The following is a 22,259-nucleotide window of genomic DNA, read 5'->3' as shown; positions in this document are numbered from 1 at the left end:
ATGCATTCGCCGCCCTTGCTCGCCCTGGCACTGCTGTCTGCCTCCGCGCTCGGCTATGAGGTGCTGCTGCTGCGACTGCTTTCGATCATCCAGTGGCACCATTTCGCCTACATGATGATCAGCGTCGCGCTGCTCGGCTACGGCGCTGCCGGCACCGCCGTGGCGCTGGCACGGCCTGTGCTGGCGCCGCGCTTCCACGGCGTGTTCATTGGCGGCGCGGTGTTGTTCGGGCTGAGCGCCATCGCCTGCTTCAGCCTGGCCCAGCAGGTTCCGTTCAATCCCCTCGAGATCCTCTGGGACGCGCGGCAGTCGGCACGCCTGCTGATGATCTACCTGCTGCTGTTCGTGCCGTTCTTCTGCGCGGCGGTGTGCATCTGCCTGACCTTCACCTGCTTTCAGGAACAGATTCACCGGATCTACGCCTTCGACATTCTCGGCGCCGGCGTGGGCAGCCTGGCGATTGTCGCCGCGCTGTTCGCCCTGACGCCCGTCGATGCGCTGCGGCTGCTGGGCGGCACCGGCATCGCCGCCGGGGCGCTGGCCGGAATGGCTTGCACGGGGCATAGGCACTGGCTCGCGCCGTTGCTGCTGGCGGCGGCAGTCGCGGTGCCGGCCGGCGTGCCCGGGCGCTGGATCGCCCTGTCGCCCTCCGAGTACAAGGAACTGAGCCAGACGCAGCGTATCAAGGATGCGCGCGCAATCGCCCAGACCTGGAGTCCGCTGGGTCTGCTCACGGTCGTCGACAGCCCGACCATTCCCCTGCGCTACGCGCCTGGCCTGAGCCTCAACGCGACACAGGAACCGCCCGCACAACTGGCCATCTTTACCGACGGCGACGGCCTTTCCGTGCTGAACCGCTATGACGGGCGCCGCGAGCCGCTCGCCTACCTGGACTACCTGACCTCAGCTCTGCCCTATCACTTGCTGCGCCAACCCCGCGTGCTGGTGCTGGGCAGCGGCGCCGGCGCCGATGTGCTGCAGGCGATCTACCACGACGCCAGCGCGGTGGATGCCATCGAACTGAACCCGCAGGTGATCGATCTGGTCCAGCGCCGCTTCGCCGACTTCTCCGGCAAGCCGTACAGCGCGCCCAACGTCCGTGTGCTGATCGGCGAGGCGCGCGGCCTGGTGGCTTCGCGCGGCGAGCCTTACGACCTGATCCAGATCGCCCTGCTGGACTCCTTCGGCACTGCCTCGGGCGGCCTGCATGCGCTGTCCGAGAACTACCTGTACACGGTGGATGCCTTCGCCGAGTACCTGCGCCATCTCGCGCCCGGCGGCATGCTGGCCATCACCCGCTGGGTCGCCCTGCCGCCGCGCGATGTTCCCAGGCTGCTGGCCACCGCGGCCGCGGCCATCGAGCGCGACGGGCAGGCCAGCGCGGCGCGCCGCATCGTCATGATCCGCGGCTGGAAGACCGCGACGCTGCTGGTCAGCAACAGGGATTTCGACGACGCCGGCATCGCCGCGTTGCGGGAATTCTGCCGGGCGCGCTCCTTCGACCTGGCCTACTACCCCGGGATGACCGTGGCCGAGGCGAACCGCTACAACCTGCTCGACCGGCCCTGGTTCTTCGAAGCGGCGCAGGCCCTGCTGTCCGGCGAGCGCGCGGAGTTCCTGGCGCGCTACAAGTTCGACGTGCGTCCGACTACGGATGATCGGCCGTATTTCTTCCACTTCTTCAAGTGGCGCTCGCTGCCGGAACTGTTGGCGCTGAAGGCGCAGGGCGGCCTGTCAATGTTGGAGTGGGGCTATCCGGTGCTGATCGCCACGCTGCTGCAGTCCGGCCTGGCCGCCGTGCTGCTGATCCTGGCGCCGCTATGGGTGGCTCGGCGGCGCCAGCGACGCTCTCGGAATGCGGCTTTGGCCAGGTTCGAACTTCGGGTCGTGTCCTACTTCGCCGCCATTGGCTTTGCCTTCATGTTCGTGGAAATCGCCTTCATCCAGAAGTTCACCCTGTTCCTCAGCCACCCGTTGTATTCGGTGGCGGTAACGCTCAGCGCGTTCCTGATCTTCGCTGGCCTCGGCAGCCGTTACTCCGGCCGGCGGCGGGGGGACATTGGAATGGGTGTGGGGCCTCGTCATCCGCTCGCGCGGCCAGTCCTGGCGATCTGCGCGATCGCCCTGCTCTACCTGATCGCCCTGCCCCCGTTGTTCCAGCTGCTGGCGCCGGTGGGGACCCTCGCCAGGTTCGGCATCTGCGCCGCGCTGGTAGCGCCGCTGGCGTTCGCCATGGGCATGCCGTTTCCGCTCGGACTCGGGCGCGTCTCCGCGTGCGCTGAAGCACTGGTGCCGATCGCCTGGGGCGTCAACGCCAGCGTATCGGTGGTGGCGGCCGTGCTGGCGACCCTGCTGGCGATCCACCTGGGTTTCACCGTGGTGTTGCTGCTGGCGTTGCTGCTGTACCTCGTGGCGGCAGTCATGTTTCCCTGATCGCGGCGGTTCGCAGCAAAACGTCAACAGACCCTGGTGAGACGGATGGTCTGTTGGAACGCCGCTTGACCAGTTCACACGTCTCGCCGGTGGTGACCGGCAGAAACCGGCCATAAGCAGCCAGTCGGAAATGTCCACGAAACCATGGGCGATTCACTCTGGGGCACATTGGCATTCAGCTTCCCTCCGCCCTCGGTTCCCGACCGGGAGCGCGGCGCCTACAATGTTGCCATTATCATTTGTCGTCCATCTTTGTTGACGATTGTGGCCGGCGCTCAGTGCTCTCTTCGGCGTTGGGCGCTTCTGGAAAACTCCCTGGCGTGAACACATGGGTCTGCAAGTCGCTGGCATCGACTTCGGCGACACCATGAACCGAACGAGCCAGAACAATGGCCTGTTCACACTGTCTATGAGTGTTGACGCGGCCGCTTAACCCCACTATGCCCGCATGGGTTTTGACATTGATATGCAGGCTAAGGGTCGGATCGGAAAATGCCAGGGCCGACTTCACCTTGGCGGTAATCCATGCATCGTGAACGGCCATTTCCAGACCATGGGAGTAATGCTGGAAGGAGTGAATTTTCATGGCTGAACCCTCTGTCGCGTAATCAGACGTACCGTCCATCCCATTTGCTGTGTCGCCCTCTGCCTGTCAGGTGAACGCTATGGATACCTGATTCGCTTTGGAGCGCTCGTCACGCAAACATTGACAGAAATTAATTATAGTACGGCCGTTGCCTGCGGTCAGAGCGCTGTCCCCGTGAACGTCCGCCTTGGTCGCTCGGTGCTTGGCGACTGCATAAATCAAAAGGGACCGCGCATGAGCAAATATTTGGTTTTGTTATTGGCTGGCGCCACAGGCGTTGCTCAGGCGCAATCCATATGCACTTACCCATGGTATCAATCGATCGATAAGATACTGCACACAGCCGATGCGCAAGGGCACGGGCCAGATATAGGCTCCGACGAATGGAAATCGGTGATCGAATTCAAGTTAGGGGTTCGCGATGGAGCAAACGTCCCTGAACGAAGCTCCGAACAGTGGTGCCAGTACATTGATCAGCATATCAATGCAATGCAGCCGACCGGGGGCGGCACGGAAAAATCGTCGACTGCCAATGTGACACCTGGCCCTTCATACGATTGCGCCAGAGTGGAGCCTGGCGGTATCGAAGCGATGATATGTGAGGACAAGGCGTTATCCGCGCTCGATCGCAATCTGTCGGCAGTTTATGCCAGTGCGAGTATTAAGGCCGGCAACGAGCATCCTCCCCGGCTAAAAGCAGAACAACGTGGATGGATCAAGGGACGCGACGAGTGCTGGAAGAGTGATGACGTCGGTGCATGCTTGCGCATGGAATACCAGCGCCGCATCGCCGAGTTGCAAGCACGGTACCGACTGGTATCGGGCACTGGGCCTGTCTATTACGAATGCGACGGCAACCCTGCTAGAGAGGTGACTGTCATGTTCTTCAAAACCGATCCGCCGACATTAATCGCCGAGCGTGGCGACAGCGTATCGCTGATGTACCAGCAGCCAAGTGGCAGTGGCATAAAGTACCTTGGGCGCAATGAAATGCTTTGGGAGCATCAGGCCGAGACCATAATCACTTGGGGATACGGTGCGCCCAAGTCGCATTGCAAAAGAAAGCCTTGAGCAACGATTCAATCAGCTGGGTAATTGCATATTGCTGCCCCTCGTGACAGGCAGAAATCGGCCAGAAGCTGTCGTTCGAACACCAAGGTTAAACGGGCTTGTTCAAGCCACCATTGCAACCTTACGGATTACTAATCCTTGCGAGAAAGGGCTAATGACGAAGCATCTAATGATGCCTCGTCTTGAAGCTTAGGCTGGCTTGAAACAGTACGCGGCCAGCTTGTTCCCATCGAGATCCCGCGCGTAAGCCGCATAGGCGTCAGGTGCCCAGCCTCGCGGACCCGGTGCACCTTCGTCGGTGCCGCCACTGGCCAGCGCCGCGGCGTGGAAAGCGTCAATGGCGGCACGATTCGGCGCCTCGAAGCTGATGGTGACACCATTACCCACACTGGCCGGGGCGCCGTTCGCCGGTTTCAGCACGAAGAAGGATGGAGCGCTCTCACCCCAGATCGAACCATTCTCGTCCAGATCAGCGATGCGTTTTTGGCCCAGGGTACCCAGGACATTGTCATAGAAGCTGCGCGCTTTTTGCAGGTCGTTGGTACCGACGGTCACATGAGTGAAAATGGTCATCTTTGTGCTCTCTTTGGTGTAGATATGCTGGGTTGATGTTGCAGGTTTTCGCGCCTTTGACTGGCCCTGACGGGCTTCGCCAATCTGTTGAGTCAGCGATCGAAATGGATAACGGTGCGGATGCTTTCGCCTTTGTGCATCAAGTCGAAGGCTCTGTTGATCTCCTCCAACCCCATGGTGTGGGTAATGAAACTGTCCAGCGGAATGTCGCCCTTTTGCGCGTTCTCGACATAGCTGGGTAGCTCGCTACGTCCTTTCACACCGCCAAATGCCGAGCCGCGCCAGACGCGCCCGGTCACCAGCTGGAAAGGACGGGTACTGATTTCCTGACCGGCGCCAGCGACGCCAATGATCACCGACTCACCCCAGCCCTTGTGGCAGCACTCCAGGGCGGCGCGCATCAGATGGACGTTGCCAATGCATTCGAAGGAATAGTCCACACCGCCCTCGGTCATCTCGATGATCACGTCCTGGATCGGCCTGTCATAATCCTTGGGGTTGATGAAGTCGGTAGCGCCCAGTTGCCTGGCAATCTCGAACTTGGCCGGGTTGATATCAATCGCGATGATCCGGCCGGCCTTGGCCATGGTCGCACCGATAATGGCTGCCAGGCCGATGCCGCCCAGACCGAAGATCGCCACACTGGCTCCCTCCTCCACGTTCGCGGTGTTGAGCACCGCGCCAATGCCGGTGGTCACACCGCAACCGAGCAGGCAGACCTTCTCCAGTGGCGCATCCTTGGGGATTTTGGCCAGGGAAATTTCGGGAAGCACGGTGTATTCGGAGAACGTCGAGGTGCCCATGTAGTGAAAGACAGGCTGCCCTTCGTAAGAGAATCGGCTGGTGCCATCTGGCATCAAACCTTTGCCTTGAGTGGCACGGATTTTCTGACAAAGATTGGTCTTGCCGGAGGTGCAGAATTTGCACTCGCCACATTCCGGGGTGTAGAGCGGGATCACATGGTCGCCCACCGCCAGTGAAGTTACCCCCTCGCCAACCGCTTCGACGATACCGCCACCTTCGTGGCCAAGAATAACGGGGAAGATCCCTTCGGGATCGGCGCCGGATAACGTAAACGCATCGGTATGGCAGACACCTGTCGCAACAATGCGTACCAGCACCTCACCGGCTTGCGGCGGCGCTACATCGACTTCGACAATTTGCAGAGGCTGGTTCGCCGCGAAGGCGACGGCCGCTCGTGATTTGATCATGTTCGTGATTTCCCGGACGCAAAGAGGCGCCGTTCCTGTGTAGAAACAGTCAAGAGATTGTGTTCAGAGGGGTGTTACAGAGGACGGGCGTCCTTGCCCTTGAGACAGATTAGAGCGATGCCTCGATCTTCTTTGCTGCGGCTTCGTCGACCCAGGCATGCCAGATTTCCGGGTGTTCCTTGAGGAACATCCTGGCCAGCTTCGGCGATTCGATGCGTTCCCGGGTCATCCTCGCCAGGTTCTGATTCAACAAGTCGATCGGAATGTTGACCTTCTCCAGTACTGCGACCAGTTCAGGAGCCTGTTCATGAAATGCCTTGGAGAGTCCCACCATGGTGATGACGTCTTTGTTGGCGCCGGTCTTTTCCTCCAGCCTTATCGCATCGATCTGCCCCATCAGCGGCGTCGGTGACCAGTAGTAGAACAGCACCGGCTCACCGCGTTTGTAACTGGACAGGACAGCCGCATCCAATGCCGCACCGGTACCTGGACGAAAGTTTGTGAACGTGTTTTCAAGACCATACTCTTTCAACATCTCGGTATTGTCCTGCTCACAGATCCAACCCGCAGGACAGTTGTAGAAACGGCCTTTGGACGGTTCTTCCGAATCGCGAAAAACACTCGCGTACTTGCTCAGGTCCGCGACTGTCCTGAGGTCGGGCGCCTGCGCTGGCCGGTTACGTTTAGCGTCCCCTTCAACGACGTAACGCGGCACATACCAGCCCTGAGTCGCACCAATGATCGGAGCGCCAACCCCGACAACCTTTCCGGCCGCCACCGCCTTTTTCCAGACTTCGCTGCGCTCCATCCACTCTTCGCCAAACACCTGAATGTCGTTGCCGGCCAGTGCGGTCTCGAGAATGATGGTGTTACCCACCAACTGATCCGTTGTACAGCCATAACCATCCTTGAGCACGATCATCATGATGTCGGTGAGGAGCATCCCGCTCTCCCAGTTCAATCCGGCAAATTTCACCGACTTGCCCGATTCACACCACCCTGAGGCCTGGCTTGAAGCACTACCGACAAGCAAGCCAAGGGTGAGCAAAGAGGCCAACAAACTCTTCCTGTTTTTCATGATCAGACGCTCCGAATCATTATTATTGGGGGCAGCGAACTGTTGTGTGCGACACAGGAGCAAACGAGTCCATCAGATTTAGCATGGACAAGTGCGTGCGCAAACACGTGAAACAAAGGCGTGAATCAATTGCATTTATTGTTATTGGCGAAGCTCAAGCTAATGGATCAACAGAAGTACGCCCGTAGAACAACTGGCGCGCATAGGCACTGAACTCGACATCGGGCTGGTCCACGTACGCAAACACCGCGTTGAGCCTCAGCCTGTCCCCTTCCACCGGCGTGACCCGGTGCAATGAATAGCGGCCGCGGAACAATGTCAGGGTGCCTGGCACTTGAGGCAGAACCTCTACCTGCTGTGTTTGCGAGTCATCGAGGAATTGCCTGACCGCGTCATAGCAATCGTCGCTTTCATTGCGCAGCATCCGCACATACTCGAAATCCCCACCGGCGCTTGCAGCCTGAAGCGACAGCGTGACGCTGAAGTCGGAACGATCAAAGTGCCACCCCAACTCCTGCCCTGCCGTGAAGCCCTGCAAGTTAAGGGCGGCCAATGGATCGGCATGACGATAGAGCGTGTCCAGAGCCAAAACATCTTTGATGAAAGCAAGGACTTCGTCCGATCCATAGATCTGCCGGATCAAATGGTCGGCAGGAATATCGGCATAGGCAACAGTGTCTTTTGCCGTGTTCATCAAGCGTCGTAGCGGGTGTTCCGGATCAACGCTTTCGTCCTGAGGTTTGAAATAAACCGTGTGGCTTTCCCGAAAATGAAACATGCGCGAGTGCAGTGCAAGTGTCTGCTGCGCCATCGCGACAACCGATGGATTGCGAACAAAACCCGGAAAGATCGCAACGCCCTCTTGTGCCAGCAACGACTGACTGTGAGTGACCAGTGCGAGATAAGCGGGGCTGGTGCGATCGGTGATTGGGTAACGCTCGAGATCGACGAGATCGCCCAGGGTTAGCGCAGGTGTGAAAGGCAGGGTAGTCATTGTTGTTGGTCTCCGTTGGCTCTGCTGGATTCAGATTGCATCGGCACCAAAAACAAGTCACGCTCATAATTTTACGCAATTTTGTGAATTATTTTCAGGTCGTATACCCATGAGACTGACGCTGGATCACTTGGTGATGTTGCAAACCTTATCGGAAGTCGATTCGATCACCGCGGTGGCCGAACGTTTATGGCTGACACCTTCAGCCGTCAGTCACCGCATACGCGAAGCGGAGCGGCGGCTAGGCGTGAGCCTGACGGAAAGATCAGGAGGAAAGCTCAGACTCAGCCCTGCCGGCGTGCGCCTGGAACGGGCCGCCAAAGACATCATCGCCATACTCAATGAGGCTGAGTCCGAGGCCCGGTCCATGGCTGGTGGCGTCACAGCGTTTGTCCGTATGGGTGTCACCTCCTACGGCCCATTTCGCTGGATTCCAAAATTCATCAAGCACTACTCAAGTCTTCGGCCGGACATCGAAATCACACTGGTGACCGTGCCCCGTAACGACGTTTACGCGAGCCTGATGCAAGGCAGACTGGATGTGTCCATTATCGATGACGGCATGGTGCCTAGCGGTGTCGCGAAGTTGCCACTTTTTCGGGACGATTTGATTGCAATCATGGCAACCGATCATCCCCTTGCGGGAAGGAAAAATATCTATGCGGAAGACTTCAAGACTTACAACCTGGTGACGTATTCGACCGATCGCGCCAGTGGCTGGGAGTATGACCGCTTCTTCGCCCCCGCCAGCATCTTGCCGCGCCGCATGATCACGGTGGAGTTGATCGAAGCCATCGTTGAACTGGTCCGCTCAGGATACGGAATCAGCATATTGCAACGGGATTTGGTAACCCCCAGCCTGGAGCGTGGGGAGCTTGCGTGGGCGGCCCTGAATGACGGCCTGGATATCGCCTGGAACGCAATCGTTCGCCCCTCGGAACGGGAAGATAGCGAGGTCAGTAAAATGGTTACGGAGCTTGATACCTGGATAAAAAACGCAGGAAAACCTGAACGCAGCTAATCGCTGGTTGATGCGTAAAAATGGTTTTTTGGTCGATGGCAGCCCTTCGCGACGGGCAGCAATCGGCCAGAAGCAGCCCTTCATGATCGGCTGCTAATCGCTTGGTGGCTTGGGGTGTACTCTGCCCCTCGTGATAGGCATCAATTGGCCAAAAGTTGACGATTGAGAACCGGGCGTGCTCGACCAGAAGCTATTACGACGAGGCGAAAATTTTTAGCCTTCATGCTCCTTTATGGACATCTTCCACCGAATGGGCATATCGCTTCGTGGCCTCCATACCCAAGCCCTTTCGCTCGTCACGATTGATGAAACCTTTGATTGAATAGTCCTCGGCAAGCCGAAGTAATTCTTCGTATTGCTCTTGAGCAGTCGCTCGAATTTCGGGCATAGCCAGCATTGATTGCCATGTCTCAAGCGCTTGCGCTTTTCGGTCTTCGTACATGATTACGACTCCCAAAGCCCTTGTTGCGATAGAGCCATGCGAGCAGCGGAATGTTCACCAAGGAAGACGTGTGGCATTTCCCAGTCAGAAGGATTGATGATGACACCCACGAACAACATACAGACCGGCGTGCCACAGCCAGGTCTTTCGGTTGCGCAAATGGGACCTAAGACGGGACGCCCATTCATCAACGGAAAGCATAATGAGGTGAACGTCCACGACAAAAAATGGACATAACGTTGAGGGATTAACGCACAAGTTATGCAAATCCCAGGAACGACAGGACAACCGCGACCACCACTACTAATCCGACAATGTAGATGATGCTGTTCATGATTTTCACCTCTCAACCTGAATGAAATTGCGCGGCGAAGGTGTGCTTTTGTTATCACTAAACCTTGCCCGCTGTTCAATCGACAACAACGAAGCTCAATTTGCTCCTGTGCAAACTTCTCTGAGTGACGAGGTGGCAAAAGATACGACAGGTGGGTAAATGCTCGAAGCAAAGACGCTGAGCTTGCCCACTACACCGTCCTGAGCGAAACGTTCAGAGAATCCGACATTCAAATTCCGGTTTACCCGCACCTTGAGCTTTTGCCTGAACCTGGGCTTCGACCGGTTGAATCCACAGCAAAAAGCAGCCACTCACGAACGACTACTTCCGACCCAATAAAGCCTGTCAGTAGTCTTGGAGGTTCCTTCCTTTAACAGGTTCATCTGCCCACCCCGGCTGCCGCTCGAACGCCTCGAACAGCTCGAAAATGGTCGACTTGACCTTCTGCACGGCATTGCTCTCTACAACCGTGTCATGCCAGCACAGCGAAAGATCCCGCTTGAACAGTCGATGATCGATCCTGGCCAGCTTGAGCCTGTGTTGCACAAGCTCAACATGGGCCGCGGCCCACGGCAGGATCGTGACACCGAGCTGCGCCTTGACGGCTGAGAACAACAGGTCGGTGGAATTGGCTTCGAATTCAACCTCGCATTTCAGGCCGGCCTCCTGCAGTGCAAATTCGACCCGACTGCGAATGGTGTTCGGAGCACAGGGCAGCACCAGCGGCATCTTCGCCAATGCCTCAATCGACACCGGTTCATCCGGTAATGAAAACTCCGGCCACGCCACCAAGTACAGCGTTTCGGTTAACAGCCGCCGGAAAGCCATGCCCCGGGTTTCGACCACATCGACATTCACCGCCAGTGCCACTCGCCCTACCGTGATCAGACGTCCGAGTTCGGCGCTCGGAGAATCAATCAATTCCAACTTGATACCCGGATAACGGCTGCGAATCGTGCGTGCGAGCGGAATTGCCAGCATGCGCGCCGTACTCGACGGCATGCCGACCGAGACTTTGCCTTGCGGGAATTCGGCGTCCTGGCGCAGCAGTTCGTGGGTGCCGTCGGCCTGGCGCAGCAGTTCGATGGCATGCCGATAAAGCGTTTGCCCAGCCGCCGTGGGAACAACGCCATGCACGCTGCGCTCGAGCAGTTGCATGCCCATGTCCTGTTCCAGGTTGCGCATCTGCTGGCTGATGGCTGGCTGCGCGATATGTAGCGTTTCACTGGCGCGGGTGATGTTCCCGCACTCGACCACCTTGATGAAATACCGCAACTGGCGCAGGTCCATGTGTACCTCCCAAGCCATATGATTTTCCGATGAGTTTAGAGGAATATCATATTTGAAGGTTATGAGATACGGCGCCTAGACTCGTCTCACAACACGAAGCGCTAACGGTCGTCACAGGCGAATGGCGCTTCAAAGGCCTTGGTGCAATGGCCGGTATTCAACCCTTCAATGGAGAATCCTATGCAAGCTTTGCAAGGCGTGAAAATCGTCGACCTGAGTCGCGCACTGTCCGGGCCGTTCTGCACCATGGTGCTGGCAGACCTCGGTGCCGATGTGATCAAGATCGAGCCCGGCCCGACTGGCGATATGAGCCGCACCTGGGGCCCCTTCGACCGGGGCGTGAGCACCTACTATTTATCGTGTAACCGCAACAAGCGCGGCATGTGCATTGACTTGCGCACCCCCGAAGGGTTGACCACCATCGAGCAGTTGATCGATGACGCCGACGTCGTCATCGAGAACTTCAAACCTGGCACGCTGGAAAGCATGGGCCTCGGTTATGAGGTGCTCAGCGCCCGCAATCCGCGACTGGTATTGGGCAGCATTAACGCCTTTGGCGCCGACGGGCCGATGAGCAGTTGGCCGGGCTTCGACCAGATCGCCCAAGGCTACTCGGGGCTGATGAGCCTGACCGGTTTCGTCGATGGCGACCCGACACGCACCGGCACCGCCATCGGCGATTTGACTTCGGGCATGTGGCTGGTGACAGCGGTGCTGGCCGCGCTGCTCGAGCGCGAGCGCACCGGGCGTGGCCAACATGTCAGCACGTCGCTGCTGGCCAGTCTGGTCGGGTTGCTGAGTGTGCACGGCCAACGCTACCTCAGCCTGGGGGATGTACCGCGCCGCACCGGTAACGCCCATTCGGTGATTGCACCTTACGGCGTGTTCCAGACAAAGGATGGCCCGCTCAATCTGGCGCCGATCACCTCGGCCATGTGGGGGCGTTTGTGCATACTGCTCGATTTGCCCGAGCTGCCGGACGATTCGCGCTTCGCCACCAATGAAGCGAGGGTCGAACGTCGTGACGAATTGAGAGAGATTCTGGAAAGTCGTTTGAAAACCCGCAGCAAACGCGAGTGGACCTCGCTGTTCGTCGACGCAGGATTGCCCGCCGGCCCGATCAACACACTCGATGAGGTCTTCGACGACCCGCAGGTACTGCACAGCCAACTGACCGAGACACTCACGCACCCGACCCTTGGTGCACTGCGTCAGGTAGTGACCCCGGTGTTCTGCGCCAATGACAGCGTTGTCAGCCGCCCACCGCCGCTGCTTGGCGAACACACCGTCGAAGTATTGCGCGAAGCCGGTTTCGACGCTGCATCAATCAACGCACTGCTCGCCGCTAAAATAGTGTTCCAGAACTCCGATGACATGACCGGCGCGCAATCGACAGGAGCCGCACAATGAATTCAGCCTCTTCCACAACAGTGACCGTCAACCGGGTCGATGAACGCATCGCGCGGCTGGTCTTCAGCAACCCCACACACCGCAATGCACTCAGCGCGCAACTGCTGACGGCGCTCGACGAAAGTCTCATCGCACTGGCGTCACAACGCATCCCGGTGGTGATCCTCGGCAGCGAAGTCGGCCAATCCGTGTGGAGTGCCGGCCACGATATCCGCGAACTGCAACACGACCGCGACCCGATTGCCTATGGCAAACCGCTCGAACAGGTATTGCGCCGCATCCGCGCCTATCCCGGCGTGGTGGTTGCCCTGGTGTCCGGCTCGGTGTGGGGCGGCGCGGTGGATCTGGTAATGAGCTGCGACATGGTCGTCGCGGACCGCAGCGCAAGCTTTGCCATGACTCCGGTGAACATTGGATTGCCCTACACCACCAGTGGATTGCTGCGCTTCTTCAACAATTTGCCGATTCACGTGTTGAAGGAAATGTTTTTCACTGCACAAAAGCTCGATGCGGTGCGGGCGGAACGGTTTGGTCTGGTCAACCGACTGGTCGACACTGATGTGCTGGAAGCGACCGCGCTGGAACTGGCACACGGCATCGCCTGCAAAGCGCCGCTAGCCGTTGCGGCGGTCAAGGAACAGCTGCGTATCCTCGAAGACTTGCAACCGATTCCGGTGCAGGCGATGGAGCAGATTGCCGAACTGCGCCGACAAGCCTGCGAAAGCGCTGACTTTGGCGAAGGACTGGCAGCCTTTGCCGAGCGCCGGCCAGCAGCATTTAATGGCAATTAGCACGACATCGTTGAAAGCTTCTGTGTTTGTACGATCGACTTCGCAGGCAAGCCACGCTTCCTCGTTTCGTCACGCTCGGCCCGACGCGAGTCGATTGCTAAACATCCCGAGACAATAACAACAAGGACGGTACCTGCGGGACCGTCCGAATGCGGGGAGTCAGATTGAAATGAATAATGAAATTCTGTCGATTTTAGTGCTAGTGGTCATTTTCGGCATCGCCAGCGTGTTGCCCATCAATATGGGCGCGCTGGCGTTCGCGGCGGTCTTTATCGTCGGTTCGGTGATAATGGACATGACACCGGCGACCATCTTCGCCGGCTTTCCCAGTGACCTGTTCCTGACTTTGGTCGGTGTCACCTATTTATTCGGCATCGCCCAGAACAACGGCACCATCGACTGGCTGATCGAACGGGCAGTGTTGATGGTGCGTGGCCATGTCGCCTGGATACCCTGGGTGATGTTCGTGGTGGCGGCGCTGCTCACCGGTTTCGGTGCGCTGAGCCCTGCGGTGGCAGCCATCCTCGCGCCTATTGCTCTCAACTTCGCCGTGCAGTACCGCATCAACCCCGTGCTCATGGGACTGATGGTGATTCACGGCGCTCAAGGCGGCAGTTTTTCCCCTGTGAGTATTTTCGGTGGCATAACCAATCAGATCGTTGCGTCCTCCGGGCTGCCTTATGCACCGTTCACTCTGTTCATCGCCAGCCTGCTGTTCAACCTGGGGATTGCCATGGTGGTATTCGTAGTCTTCGGTGGTTTACGTAGCGCTCGCCTGTCATTGGTGGTGGTCCCGTCCGGTCCCGAATTGCATGCTGCCGGCGCATCGCTGGCCATTCTTGGCCACGGTGGTACGCCGGCGTCCCCTGCTTATCATCGTACTGACCTGACGGGTGCCGGTGCGCCGCTACATACCCTCAGCGGCTTGGACGGGGCCAAGCTGTCGACGCTGGTCGGGCTGTTGGCCCTGGCGATCTCGGCATTAGTGTTCAAGTTCAATATCGGGTTGGTGGCCATGACGGTCGCGGTAGTCCTGGCCATGTTCGCACCTAAGGCGCAGAAGGCGGCCATTGACAAGGTCAGTTGGTCGACTGTTCTGCTGATCACCGGGATCATCACCTACATCGGAGTGATGCAGACCATCGGTACCATCGACTATGTCGCCCATGGCATCTCCGGCTTGGGTGAACCGCTGCTGGTCGCTTTGCTGCTGTGCTTCACTGCCGCAATTATCTCGTCCTTCGCTTCGTCCACGGCGTTGCTAGGGGTGATCATTCCCCTGGCCGTGCCATTCTTGAGCCAGGGCCACATCAGTGCGGTCGGCGTGGTCGCGGCTATCGCCATTTCCACCACCATCGTCGACACCAGCCCGTTCTCCACCAATGGTGCGCTGGTGGTTGCCAATACCCCCCCGCTGGAGCGAGAAAAAGTGTTGCGCAGTCTGCTGATCTATAGCGCGGTGGTTGCCCTGGTGGGACCCTGTGTTGCCTGGTTGACCCTGGTGGTGCCCGGGGTGCTCTGAGCTTTCGGGTCAGGCCCTGATCAGCCTGATGGACTCAATTTTTCCGTCACCTGCCACAAGGGGTAAATTCCTGCACGATTTTCGGAAAGGAAGAATCGAAGCCATAAGTGCAGAACCTGCCCGCCCGCAAAAATGAGCCTTTTGAAATGGAAGTCATCTCATGTTCGAACGTAACAAACTGGTTCCGGAGTTAATGGTGAGCAACCTGGATAGCAGCCTGGCTTTTTGGGTTTCTTGCCTGGAGTTCAAAGTAGCTTATCAACGCCCGGAGGATGGATTTGCATACCTTGATTTGAATGGTGCTCAAGTAATGCTTGAACAGATTGATTCGGACGCGGGTCAATGGCTGACTGCGCCGTTGACTAAGCCGTTTGGAAGAGGCATCAACCTGCAGATTGATGTTGAGGCTGTCGCACCCATCATCCAAAAACTTGATCAGGTTGGATTCCCTCTCTATCGAGAATGCAAAGACACCTGGTATCGGGCGGACAATGTAGAAGTAGGCCAGCGCGAATTCATCGTCCAGGATCCCGACGGTTATCTCGTAAGGTTGGTAGAGCGGTTGGGTGAGAGACCGGCTTGCTCAATCTGAATCTGAGCCAAGCCGACCGTCAGCTTTGGGTTGTGGATTCAACCGGTCGGTAGCTGCCCATCGCGTCAGGCAGCTATCGGCCAGTCGGCGCCCCTCCCCCTGCTGCGTACCCTTCACACTCACGCCTGATCCATAGCCTCTTCTTCTACCACGCCCTTATCCTCCCCCAGGAACCCGCCGCTTTGATGCTGCCAAAGCCGCGCATAGACGCCATTCTTCCCGAGCAATTCGGTGTGGGTGCCCTGTTCGATGATGCGTCCGTCATCCATGACGATGAGCCGATCCATGGCTGCAATCGTGGACAGCCGATGGGCGATGGCGATCACCGTCTTGCCCTGCATCATTTCATCGAGGCTTTCCTGAATGGCCACTTCGACTTCCGAGTCCAGCGCGCTGGTGGCCTCGTCAAGAAGCAGGATCGGGGCGTTCTTGAGCATCACCCGGGCAATCGCGACGCGTTGGCGCTGGCCGCCCGACAGCTTGATGCCCCGCTCCCCCACAAGGGTGTCGTAGCCGGTATGGCCTTGCCGGTCGCTCAATTGGCTTATGAATTCATCGGCCTGGGCATTGGCCGCGGCGCTGCGGATTTGCGCATCGGTCGCATCGGGACGGCCGTAGGCGATGTTGTCGCGAATGGAACGGTGCAGCAGGGAGGTATCCTGCGTGACCATACCGATGCAGCCGCGCAGGCTGTCTTGCGTCACTTGCGCGATGTTTTGGCCGTCGATGCGAATCTCCCCGCTGTCGACGTCATAGAAACGCAGCAGCAAGTTGATAAGCGTGGACTTGCCGGCGCCAGAGCGGCCAACCAAGCCGATTTTTTCGCCCGGGCGGATGCTCAGGCTCAGGCCATCGAGCACCTGGCGTTCACCATTGTAATTGAAGCTCACCTTATCGAAGGTTACCGCGCCGCCGGAGGTCACCAGCACGCCGGCACCCGGCGCGTCCTGCACCTTGGTGCCCTGGGTCAGCGTTGCCATGCCATCCTGCACGGTGCCGATGCTCTCGAACAGCGAGGTCATTTGCCACATGATCCAGTTCGACATGCCATTGATACGCAACGCCATGGCGGTGATTGCCGCCACGGCACCTGCGCCGACCTCACCCTGGTGCCATAGCCACAGGGCATAACCACCCGCTGCCATGATCAACGCCACCACCAATGCCTGGTTGACGATTTCGAACTGGCTTACCAGGCGCATCTGGCGAAAGCCGGTGTGCTTGAAGTCCTCCATTGCTGCGCGCGCGAAGTGCGCTTCACGATTGGAGTGGGAGAACAGCTTCACCGTAGTGATGTTCGTGTAGGCGTCAGAGATACGCCCGGTCATCATCGACCGCGCATTAGCCTGTTCCTGCCCGACTTTCCCCAGACGGGGCACGAAGTACAGCATGGCCAGGCCGAACAACACGACCCAGGCAACGAAAGGCAGCATCAGTTTCAAAGCGAAGCCACCGGCCAGTGCGATGATCGCAATGAAATACACCCCGATCCCGGGTGCGATCTCGATAAGGGTGAATAGCACGTCGCGCACCGCTAGCGCAGTCTGCATCACCTTGGTAGTGACTCGGCCGGAAAACTCATCGGAAAAAAAAGAAAGGCTTTGTCGCAGCATCAGGCGATGGAAGTCCCAGCGCAGCCGCAACGGCAAGTTAATCGCCAATATCTGGTGCTGCACCATGGTGCGCAACGCCACCAGCCCGACACTGGTCACCATTACGATGCCCATGCCCCACAACACGCGACTTTCCTGCGCAGCCGCTTCACCGCCTGCCTGCCAGGTCGAGAGCAGGTCCACGACCTGCCCGAGGAAGGAAAACAGCCAGGCTTCGTAAATCGACACACCGGCACTTAGTAGCGCAAGTGCAAGGATGTAACCGCGGGCGCCCCGCGTACAGGCCCACAGAAAGCGAGCCAGGCCATCGGGTGGCGGTGGTACCTCGTCAGGAGGAAAGGGGTCGAGCCTTCGTTCAAACGCACGAAGCATGGTGTTCTCCAAAACGATCAAGTTGAGGGGATTCTGCCATTGAACGGTTGCTTTGAGGGTTTTGCGAAGTTGAGGTGTGGCGCTGTTGGCAGGTCGCTCCCAGGATTGGGTTGCCGGGTGCGGGCTATCAAACGTTGCCAGAGACCCGGTCGGCAGGGATAGATCGGCCGGTATCGAAGGGAACCGGCCAAGACCGGACGTTCATCCAAGGACCGCTTTCGGCCGACTCGGTTGAAAACAGTCGACCATGGTTTCCGCAGCAGAAAACAACCGGGCCTCGCGCTCAGGACAATTCAATGGGACCGAACATATTCTGCAGATGACGTGACGAACTGGATCAAAACTCGGGTTGAAGCTATACCGAAAGGGTTCAGAGTGGGGATGGACCACACGCTCGATTAGCGACTGAGGAGAACTTCGCGGTGTCGAATCAGCTGGCCATACGCAACATGGCCCGTCCCGAGCTGGACGAGCTCGTCGATTGGGCTGCCCGTGAGGGTTGGAATCCCGGTCTTCACGATGCCGAGCTGTTCTGGGCGACGGACCCTGCCGCCTTCATCGCGGCGTCCCGGGGCGGCGAATTGATCGGCGGCGGTGCCATCACCTCCTACGATGGCGAATTCGGTTTCATGGGCTTTTTCATCGTCCGGCCTGAATATCGCGGTCAAGGTCTGGGCAATACCCTCTGGCACGCACGCCGCGAGCGACTCCTCGCCCGCCTGCGCCCAGGCGCGAGCATCGGCATGGACGGCGTCTTCGCGATGCAGGACTACTACGCCAAGGGTGGTTTCGTCTTCTCCCATCGCAACATGCGTTTTCGTGCCGAGATCACCGAACGCCCGGCGACCTCGCAAATAGACGACCAGGACATCGTCCCGCTGGCCACTTTCCCGCTCGATCAGGTTGTCGATTACGACCGCACCTGCTTCCCCGCCGCGCGCGCAACCTTCCTGAGCGGGTGGATAGCCCAAGCCGATGCACTCGCCGTGGGTTGCCGGCGCGACGGCAGGCTAAGCGGCTATGGCGTAGTCAGGCGCTGCCGGGAAGGCTGCAAGATCGGCCCCTTGTTCGCCGATGACGCCCTGGCAGCCAATGCCCTCTACGCGCGCCTGGCGGAATTTGCGCAAGGTGGCCCGCTGTTTCTCGATGCCCCGCAGAATAACCCCGCCGCGATGGCGCTCGTGCACCAACAGGGCATGATCGAAGTTTTCGGCTGCGCACGCATGTACCTCGGCCCTCCTCCGGCGATCGCGCACGAACGTGTGTTCGGCGTCACGACTTTCGAGCTGGGCTGATGTCCGCTCGCGACCTCATCGGTTATGGCGGCTGCCCACCCCACCCGCGCTGGCCCGGTGAGGCGCGCGTCGCGGTCCAGTTCGTACTCAACATCGAAGAGGGCGCGGAGTCATGCATCCTCAATGGCGATGCACAGTCGGAGGCCTGGCTTCACGAGCTACCGGGCCGTCCGCCGCGTGTGGGGGAACCGGACTTGAGCGTAGAGGGCATGTACGAATACGGATCGCGCGCAGGTGTGTGGCGCATTCTGGAGCTGTTCAGCGCCCGAGGCTTGCCGCTGACCGCGTTCGCCGTCGGCCGGGCACTGGAACTCACCCCGGCGATTGGCCATGCGCTCTGCGCTGCCGGACATGAGATTGCCGGGCATGGCTACCGTTGGCTGGACTATCGCGACATGCCTGAAGACCAGGAGCGGCGCCATATCCGCCTCACCCTCGACGTGATCGAGCAGATCTGCGGTAAACGCCCCACAGGTTGGTACACAGGAAGGGTCAGCCAGAACACCCGCCGCCTGTTGCGTGAGGAAGGTGGGTTTCTCTATAGCTCGGACGCTTACAACGATGACCTGCCCTATTGGCTCCCGGGCTCGCCCGCCCACCTGGTGATCCCTTACACGCTGGTCAACAACGACGCCCGCTATCTGCTGGCGAATGGTTTCGCCTGCGGTGAAGACTTCTTCCGGCTGCTCAAGGATGCTTTCGACCTGCTGTGGCAGGAGGGCGCGCACCACCCGAAGATGATGAGCGTCGGCCTGCATGGGCGGATCAGTGGCCATCCTGGTCGTGCGATGGCGCTGGCGCGTTTTCTGGATTACGTGCAAGGCCACGACGCGGTGTGGATCTGTAGGCGTGAAGAGATTGCCAGGCACTGGATTGCCCAATTCCCCGCCTGAGTGATAAGTGGCTCGGGACGGCCTGAGCCACGCTCAATGATGCGGCAATATGTTTCGACCCCCAGTACGCGACCGTGCTGGCTACAAACAAATCGGGTGGGCGCGCTATGCGGTTCAACACCTCAATCCGCTAATCCACAATGAACAACTTCGCTGCGGTGGTGGCGGGATCCACCGGCTGAATCCAGAAGAGATGACTGCTCATGCGAGCTTTATGGTGCCGCCCTGGATATCGTCGCGCGCCATCCGCAAGTCATTGGCATCGCGGTTGAGCTGGTGAATCATGTTGAGCAACCGCTGACGAAGCACCTCGTCCTGGAGCTGTTCTGCTGCGCGCATCACATCAAGCGCCGCTACCTCATTATTGGTTGCGACGGAGTCGAGCAGTTTGCGCATGCTTCTTGATGGCCGATTCATCTCCAACCCCCCAGGTTTCAGTGACGCGAATCATAAGGCTGGAATGTTTCGCCAGTGTTTCAGCTGCACGAACGGGTTCTGAATCGCCGACTCCGGCTGAGTCGACGCTAGCCGGGGGGCGATTACGCTTCAATCCATCAGTGATGAAGCTAAGCGGCCCGCTCCAGGGCATCCAGCAAGCCAACAAACTCCAGCGAAAGCCTGTGGCGAGGAGCCAAATGGACGAGAGGGACTGAAACTTCGTGAGATTCACGCATCTTGACGGAGCTGCTCAGGTAAACCGGTAGCAGAGGTAACCCCTCTGCCAACAGCTCATCAATGAGACCTTGGTGCATGCCAGTGCGCTCAGTGAACTGGTTAACCACCACCCCTTCCACTTCCAGTGATTCGTTGTGATCACAACGTAGATCTTCTACCTGCGCGAGAACGCGATACAGCGCCTGACGAGAAAAGCTGTCGCAATCGAATGGAATCAGTATTCGATCGGCAGCCACCAGTGCACTGAATGTGTAGAAATTCAGCGACGCAGGTGTGTCGATATAGATGCGTTCATAATCCCCGGACAGCTCAACCAATAACTTGCGTAGCTTGTTGATCTTGAACTTGCTCTCAAGTTTTGCCTGAATGTCTGAGAGTTCAGGGCTGGCAGCCACCAGGTGAAGGTTGTCGTAAAGGGTCTCGGTTATGGCCACTCGATTCCTTCTGCCTTCGAAGCCGCTGGACAGTGTCTGTTTGAAGAAATCGGCTATGCCTGCGGGAATGCGCTCGTTGAGTAGTCCCGTGAGGTAGTGAGTCGAGTTTGCCTGGGGATCGAGGTCAACCAGCAGCGTTCGGTAACCTTCGGCAGCACTTACAGCGGCAAGATTGCAGGCAATGCTGGATTTTCCAACACCACCTTTCTGATTGAATACGACACGACGCATCGGGCTTGCTCATCCATGAAAGTGGCCTAAGGCCAACTGAAGGAAAATCTAAGTAGTCATTTCAATTCTATGACCGCAACATTACAGTTTTACGACAGCCCGTCCATCAGGCCAGCTTCAATCACTCGGAGTGCTGATGCACATCAATGACTAATCAGTACAAGGGGGACCGTTAAGCAACTTGCGCAGATACTTCGCCGATGCAGGGCACAAATGCTTGAATTGAACTGTCTGGGTGATAGCCGCAGGCGCCTCGTCCCTGCCAAGCAGTTCGTATCCATTGGCAGAGAAAAAACCAGCAGCGCCTTGAGTCAACAGGTGCAATCGGACTGCGCCTTGAGAGACCGCATAGCGTTCCAGTTCAGACAACACCGCTTTACCCAGCCCCTCTCCACGATGCGTCTCACAAACGACTATTGAGCGAAGCAACAGATCGGAACCCGCACCCTCGAGCCCCCCATAAGCCACCCACTCCCCATCCACTTCGAACCGGTAAAACTGTCGATCTGGTTCACTGACATCACTGAAGGGCAGCCCTGCCTGGCTTAATGACTTACACAAATGATCCAGATCACTCGGCCCTACTTTTCTTGCCTGCATTGTCACCCACCCTTGCTTCTGACTCACTGAGTTTCACGGTAGTAATTACCGGTGTCGACAAGATCACTGCAACGCAAGAGAGCGGTTAATGGCATGCTGACCTCGGTCTGTGATTGAGCACTCTCAAGATCGGTACCCATTTCTCATCCAAGGTCAATAGGACGCAGGGTCGGCAGGAGGCATGCAATGGAACTGAAGTTCAGTCACATCGATGTATTGGTCAAGAATCTCGACGAAGCCTGTGCTTACTACGTACAGATACTGAACGCCAGGATCTCCAAAACGCTCGTCTGGGAGCGAGGTGGTCTGCACGTGCGCTACGCGATTGCGCTGATCGGTCAAGAGCGTTTCATGTTAGTACAGCCGTTGGCCGGGAACCTGAGGGAGCTATTGGACTCCTCGGGTGAAGGGATGATTTATCGCCACTGCTATTCGACGCCGGACATCGAGAAGGCCTATGACGAACTGATGGTCGCCGGTGTTCAGCCAGAAGACGAAAACGGAAAGCCATTGGCCCGCGCGAACCTGCAATCCCCGTCCGGGACACGCATTATCTGGTTGCCCAAGCGCTTCGGGCACTTCTCTATCGAAATCCTGGAAGACAAGGCGCTAGAGGCATTTGTAGAAGCTGCATTTGCCTGAGTGATGCGGCGATAAACGTCTGCTTGCTGTGGATTCAACGGTCATACCCATTTTTCGCATGCCCGAGAAGCACCTGTACTGACAGACAGGGGAACCACTTTTTCAACAGAACCGGTCAGAAGCAGCCTCCCCTCCCACAAAATCCTGAAATAAACA

The 22,259-nt window shown here is 58.2% G+C and carries 21 protein-coding genes; 10 read left to right on the top strand and 11 right to left on the bottom strand.

What is annotated here, in order from left to right; genetic code table 11:
* Window positions 1-2,433 (top strand): spermine/spermidine synthase domain-containing protein, encoded by a 2,433-nt coding sequence (locus AC1RS8_RS13240; protein WP_489340427.1) that lies wholly within the window; start codon window positions 1-3, stop codon window positions 2,431-2,433.
* 235 nt (window positions 2,434-2,668) lie between these two features.
* On the opposite strand, the gene AC1RS8_RS13235 is transcribed toward AC1RS8_RS13240, so the two are convergent.
* Window positions 2,669-3,019, bottom strand: a complete 351-nt coding sequence (locus tag AC1RS8_RS13235) for a BON domain-containing protein (protein WP_057715287.1) — start codon at window positions 3,017-3,019, stop codon at window positions 2,669-2,671.
* A gap of 234 nt (window positions 3,020-3,253) precedes the next feature.
* Between AC1RS8_RS13235 and AC1RS8_RS13230 the strand changes: the two genes are divergently transcribed.
* A complete protein-coding gene (locus AC1RS8_RS13230) occupies window positions 3,254-4,090 on the top strand; it encodes an MliC family protein (RefSeq protein WP_489340426.1) in 837 nt (278 codons plus the stop codon).
* Window positions 4,091-4,279: 189 nt separating this feature from the next.
* Here the strand turns inward: AC1RS8_RS13230 and AC1RS8_RS13225 are convergent, their stop codons facing one another.
* The 4 genes from AC1RS8_RS13225 to AC1RS8_RS13210 all read right to left on the bottom strand — a co-directional run bounded on the left by AC1RS8_RS13225 (window position 4,280) and on the right by AC1RS8_RS13210 (window position 7,946).
* A complete protein-coding gene (locus tag AC1RS8_RS13225; protein WP_102669643.1) occupies window positions 4,280-4,663 on the bottom strand; it encodes a VOC family protein in 384 nt (127 codons plus the stop codon).
* Window positions 4,664-4,755: 92 nt separating this feature from the next.
* Window positions 4,756-5,874: an S-(hydroxymethyl)glutathione dehydrogenase/class III alcohol dehydrogenase gene (locus AC1RS8_RS13220; protein WP_489340425.1), complete on the bottom strand. Its 1,119-nt coding sequence runs from the start codon at window positions 5,872-5,874 to the stop codon at window positions 4,756-4,758.
* 109 nt (window positions 5,875-5,983) lie between these two features.
* Window positions 5,984-6,952 (bottom strand): ABC transporter substrate-binding protein, encoded by a 969-nt coding sequence (locus tag AC1RS8_RS13215; protein WP_090454905.1) that lies wholly within the window; start codon window positions 6,950-6,952, stop codon window positions 5,984-5,986.
* A gap of 154 nt (window positions 6,953-7,106) precedes the next feature.
* Window positions 7,107-7,946: a HalD/BesD family halogenase gene (locus AC1RS8_RS13210; protein ID WP_090454904.1), complete on the bottom strand. Its 840-nt coding sequence runs from the start codon at window positions 7,944-7,946 to the stop codon at window positions 7,107-7,109.
* A 109-nt stretch (window positions 7,947-8,055) separates the two neighbouring features.
* On the opposite strand from AC1RS8_RS13210, the gene AC1RS8_RS13205 reads away from it, so the two are divergent.
* Window positions 8,056-8,967, top strand: coding sequence for a LysR family transcriptional regulator (locus AC1RS8_RS13205; RefSeq protein ID WP_057715293.1), 912 nt, complete (start codon window positions 8,056-8,058; stop codon window positions 8,965-8,967).
* Window positions 8,968-9,187: 220 nt separating this feature from the next.
* Here the strand turns inward: AC1RS8_RS13205 and AC1RS8_RS13200 are convergent, their stop codons facing one another.
* On the bottom strand, window positions 9,188-9,409 hold the full coding sequence (locus AC1RS8_RS13200) for a hypothetical protein (protein WP_489340424.1): 222 nt from the start codon (window positions 9,407-9,409) through the stop codon (window positions 9,188-9,190).
* Between the two features lie 679 nt (window positions 9,410-10,088).
* Window positions 10,089-11,033, bottom strand: a complete 945-nt coding sequence (locus AC1RS8_RS13195; RefSeq protein ID WP_429521976.1) for a LysR substrate-binding domain-containing protein — start codon at window positions 11,031-11,033, stop codon at window positions 10,089-10,091.
* A 180-nt stretch (window positions 11,034-11,213) separates the two neighbouring features.
* Here AC1RS8_RS13195 and AC1RS8_RS13190 point away from each other — a divergent pair, with 180 nt between their 5' ends.
* The 4 genes from AC1RS8_RS13190 (at window position 11,214) to AC1RS8_RS13175 (ending at window position 15,348) form a co-directional block, all read left to right on the top strand.
* Complete coding sequence (locus tag AC1RS8_RS13190; protein WP_489340423.1) at window positions 11,214-12,443, top strand: CaiB/BaiF CoA transferase family protein; 1,230 nt, start codon at window positions 11,214-11,216, stop codon at window positions 12,441-12,443.
* Window positions 12,440-13,234 carry a methylmalonyl-CoA decarboxylase gene (gene scpB / locus AC1RS8_RS13185; protein ID WP_090454900.1) on the top strand — a complete coding sequence of 265 codons (795 nt, stop codon included), beginning with the start codon at window positions 12,440-12,442 and terminating at the stop codon, window positions 13,232-13,234. Before AC1RS8_RS13190 ends, scpB begins: the two co-directional genes overlap by 4 nt.
* 169 nt (window positions 13,235-13,403) lie before the next feature.
* Entirely contained in the window at window positions 13,404-14,756 is a 1,353-nt protein-coding gene (locus AC1RS8_RS13180; protein WP_057715298.1) for an SLC13 family permease, read from the top strand.
* Window positions 14,757-14,916: 160 nt separating this feature from the next.
* On the top strand, window positions 14,917-15,348 hold the full coding sequence (locus tag AC1RS8_RS13175; RefSeq protein ID WP_489340422.1) for a bleomycin resistance protein: 432 nt from the start codon (window positions 14,917-14,919) through the stop codon (window positions 15,346-15,348).
* A 119-nt stretch (window positions 15,349-15,467) separates the two neighbouring features.
* Here the strand turns inward: AC1RS8_RS13175 and AC1RS8_RS13170 are convergent, their stop codons facing one another.
* Window positions 15,468-17,333: an ABC transporter ATP-binding protein gene (locus tag AC1RS8_RS13170; protein ID WP_489340421.1), complete on the bottom strand. Its 1,866-nt coding sequence runs from the start codon at window positions 17,331-17,333 to the stop codon at window positions 15,468-15,470.
* Window positions 17,334-17,755: 422 nt separating this feature from the next.
* Between AC1RS8_RS13170 and AC1RS8_RS13165 the strand changes: the two genes are divergently transcribed.
* On the top strand, window positions 17,756-18,628 hold the full coding sequence (locus tag AC1RS8_RS13165) for a GNAT family N-acetyltransferase (RefSeq protein WP_090454897.1): 873 nt from the start codon (window positions 17,756-17,758) through the stop codon (window positions 18,626-18,628).
* Window positions 18,628-19,521, top strand: coding sequence for an allantoinase PuuE (gene puuE / locus AC1RS8_RS13160; RefSeq protein WP_057715302.1), 894 nt, complete (start codon window positions 18,628-18,630; stop codon window positions 19,519-19,521). The genes AC1RS8_RS13165 and puuE overlap by 1 nt, the downstream gene beginning before the upstream one ends.
* Window positions 19,522-19,722: 201 nt before the next feature.
* Here the strand turns inward: puuE and AC1RS8_RS13155 are convergent, their stop codons facing one another.
* From AC1RS8_RS13155 to arsN2, 3 genes are all read right to left on the bottom strand, one after another.
* Complete coding sequence (locus AC1RS8_RS13155; RefSeq protein WP_057715303.1) at window positions 19,723-19,938, bottom strand: hypothetical protein; 216 nt, start codon at window positions 19,936-19,938, stop codon at window positions 19,723-19,725.
* A gap of 149 nt (window positions 19,939-20,087) precedes the next feature.
* Window positions 20,088-20,861, bottom strand: a complete 774-nt coding sequence (locus AC1RS8_RS13150; RefSeq protein ID WP_090454896.1) for a ParA family protein — start codon at window positions 20,859-20,861, stop codon at window positions 20,088-20,090.
* A 150-nt stretch (window positions 20,862-21,011) separates the two neighbouring features.
* Entirely contained in the window at window positions 21,012-21,461 is a 450-nt protein-coding gene (arsN2, locus tag AC1RS8_RS13145; RefSeq protein ID WP_090454895.1) for an arsenic resistance N-acetyltransferase ArsN2, read from the bottom strand.
* A gap of 186 nt (window positions 21,462-21,647) precedes the next feature.
* Here arsN2 and AC1RS8_RS13140 point away from each other — a divergent pair, with 186 nt between their 5' ends.
* Window positions 21,648-22,103, top strand: a complete 456-nt coding sequence (locus AC1RS8_RS13140; protein ID WP_057715305.1) for a VOC family protein — start codon at window positions 21,648-21,650, stop codon at window positions 22,101-22,103.
* Window positions 22,104-22,259: the final 156 nt, after the last annotated feature.

Source organism: Pseudomonas sp. GW821-FHT12A04, assembly GCF_058807755.1.
Note: the sequence above shows the minus strand (reverse complement) of the source record. Positions and strands in the feature narration are given on the sequence as shown.

Bases quoted from the DNA above. Each gene is read 5' to 3' on its own strand.
- AC1RS8_RS13215 (WP_090454905.1), bottom strand. From the start codon at position 6,952: ATGAAAAACAGGAAGAGTTTGTTGGCCTCTTTGCTCACCCTTGGCTTG.
- AC1RS8_RS13240 (WP_489340427.1), top strand. From the start codon at position 1: ATGCATTCGCCGCCCTTGCTCGCCCTGGCACTGCTGTCTGCCTCCGCG.
- AC1RS8_RS13230 (WP_489340426.1), top strand. From the start codon at position 3,254: ATGAGCAAATATTTGGTTTTGTTATTGGCTGGCGCCACAGGCGTTGCT.
- AC1RS8_RS13225 (WP_102669643.1), bottom strand. From the start codon at position 4,663: ATGACCATTTTCACTCATGTGACCGTCGGTACCAACGACCTGCAAAAA.
- AC1RS8_RS13220 (WP_489340425.1), bottom strand. From the start codon at position 5,874: ATGATCAAATCACGAGCGGCCGTCGCCTTCGCGGCGAACCAGCCTCTG.
- AC1RS8_RS13180 (WP_057715298.1), top strand. From the start codon at position 13,404: ATGAATAATGAAATTCTGTCGATTTTAGTGCTAGTGGTCATTTTCGGC.
- AC1RS8_RS13140 (WP_057715305.1), top strand. From the start codon at position 21,648: ATGGAACTGAAGTTCAGTCACATCGATGTATTGGTCAAGAATCTCGAC.
- AC1RS8_RS13205 (WP_057715293.1), top strand. From the start codon at position 8,056: ATGAGACTGACGCTGGATCACTTGGTGATGTTGCAAACCTTATCGGAA.
- AC1RS8_RS13195 (WP_429521976.1), bottom strand. From the start codon at position 11,033: ATGGACCTGCGCCAGTTGCGGTATTTCATCAAGGTGGTCGAGTGCGGG.
- AC1RS8_RS13190 (WP_489340423.1), top strand. From the start codon at position 11,214: ATGCAAGCTTTGCAAGGCGTGAAAATCGTCGACCTGAGTCGCGCACTG.
- AC1RS8_RS13200 (WP_489340424.1), bottom strand. From the start codon at position 9,409: ATGTACGAAGACCGAAAAGCGCAAGCGCTTGAGACATGGCAATCAATG.
- arsN2 (WP_090454895.1), bottom strand. From the start codon at position 21,461: ATGCAGGCAAGAAAAGTAGGGCCGAGTGATCTGGATCATTTGTGTAAG.
- AC1RS8_RS13170 (WP_489340421.1), bottom strand. From the start codon at position 17,333: ATGCTTCGTGCGTTTGAACGAAGGCTCGACCCCTTTCCTCCTGACGAG.
- AC1RS8_RS13150 (WP_090454896.1), bottom strand. From the start codon at position 20,861: ATGCGTCGTGTCGTATTCAATCAGAAAGGTGGTGTTGGAAAATCCAGC.
- AC1RS8_RS13155 (WP_057715303.1), bottom strand. From the start codon at position 19,938: ATGAATCGGCCATCAAGAAGCATGCGCAAACTGCTCGACTCCGTCGCA.
- AC1RS8_RS13235 (WP_057715287.1), bottom strand. From the start codon at position 3,019: ATGAAAATTCACTCCTTCCAGCATTACTCCCATGGTCTGGAAATGGCC.
- AC1RS8_RS13210 (WP_090454904.1), bottom strand. From the start codon at position 7,946: ATGACTACCCTGCCTTTCACACCTGCGCTAACCCTGGGCGATCTCGTC.
- AC1RS8_RS13175 (WP_489340422.1), top strand. From the start codon at position 14,917: ATGTTCGAACGTAACAAACTGGTTCCGGAGTTAATGGTGAGCAACCTG.
- scpB (WP_090454900.1), top strand. From the start codon at position 12,440: ATGAATTCAGCCTCTTCCACAACAGTGACCGTCAACCGGGTCGATGAA.
- puuE (WP_057715302.1), top strand. From the start codon at position 18,628: ATGTCCGCTCGCGACCTCATCGGTTATGGCGGCTGCCCACCCCACCCG.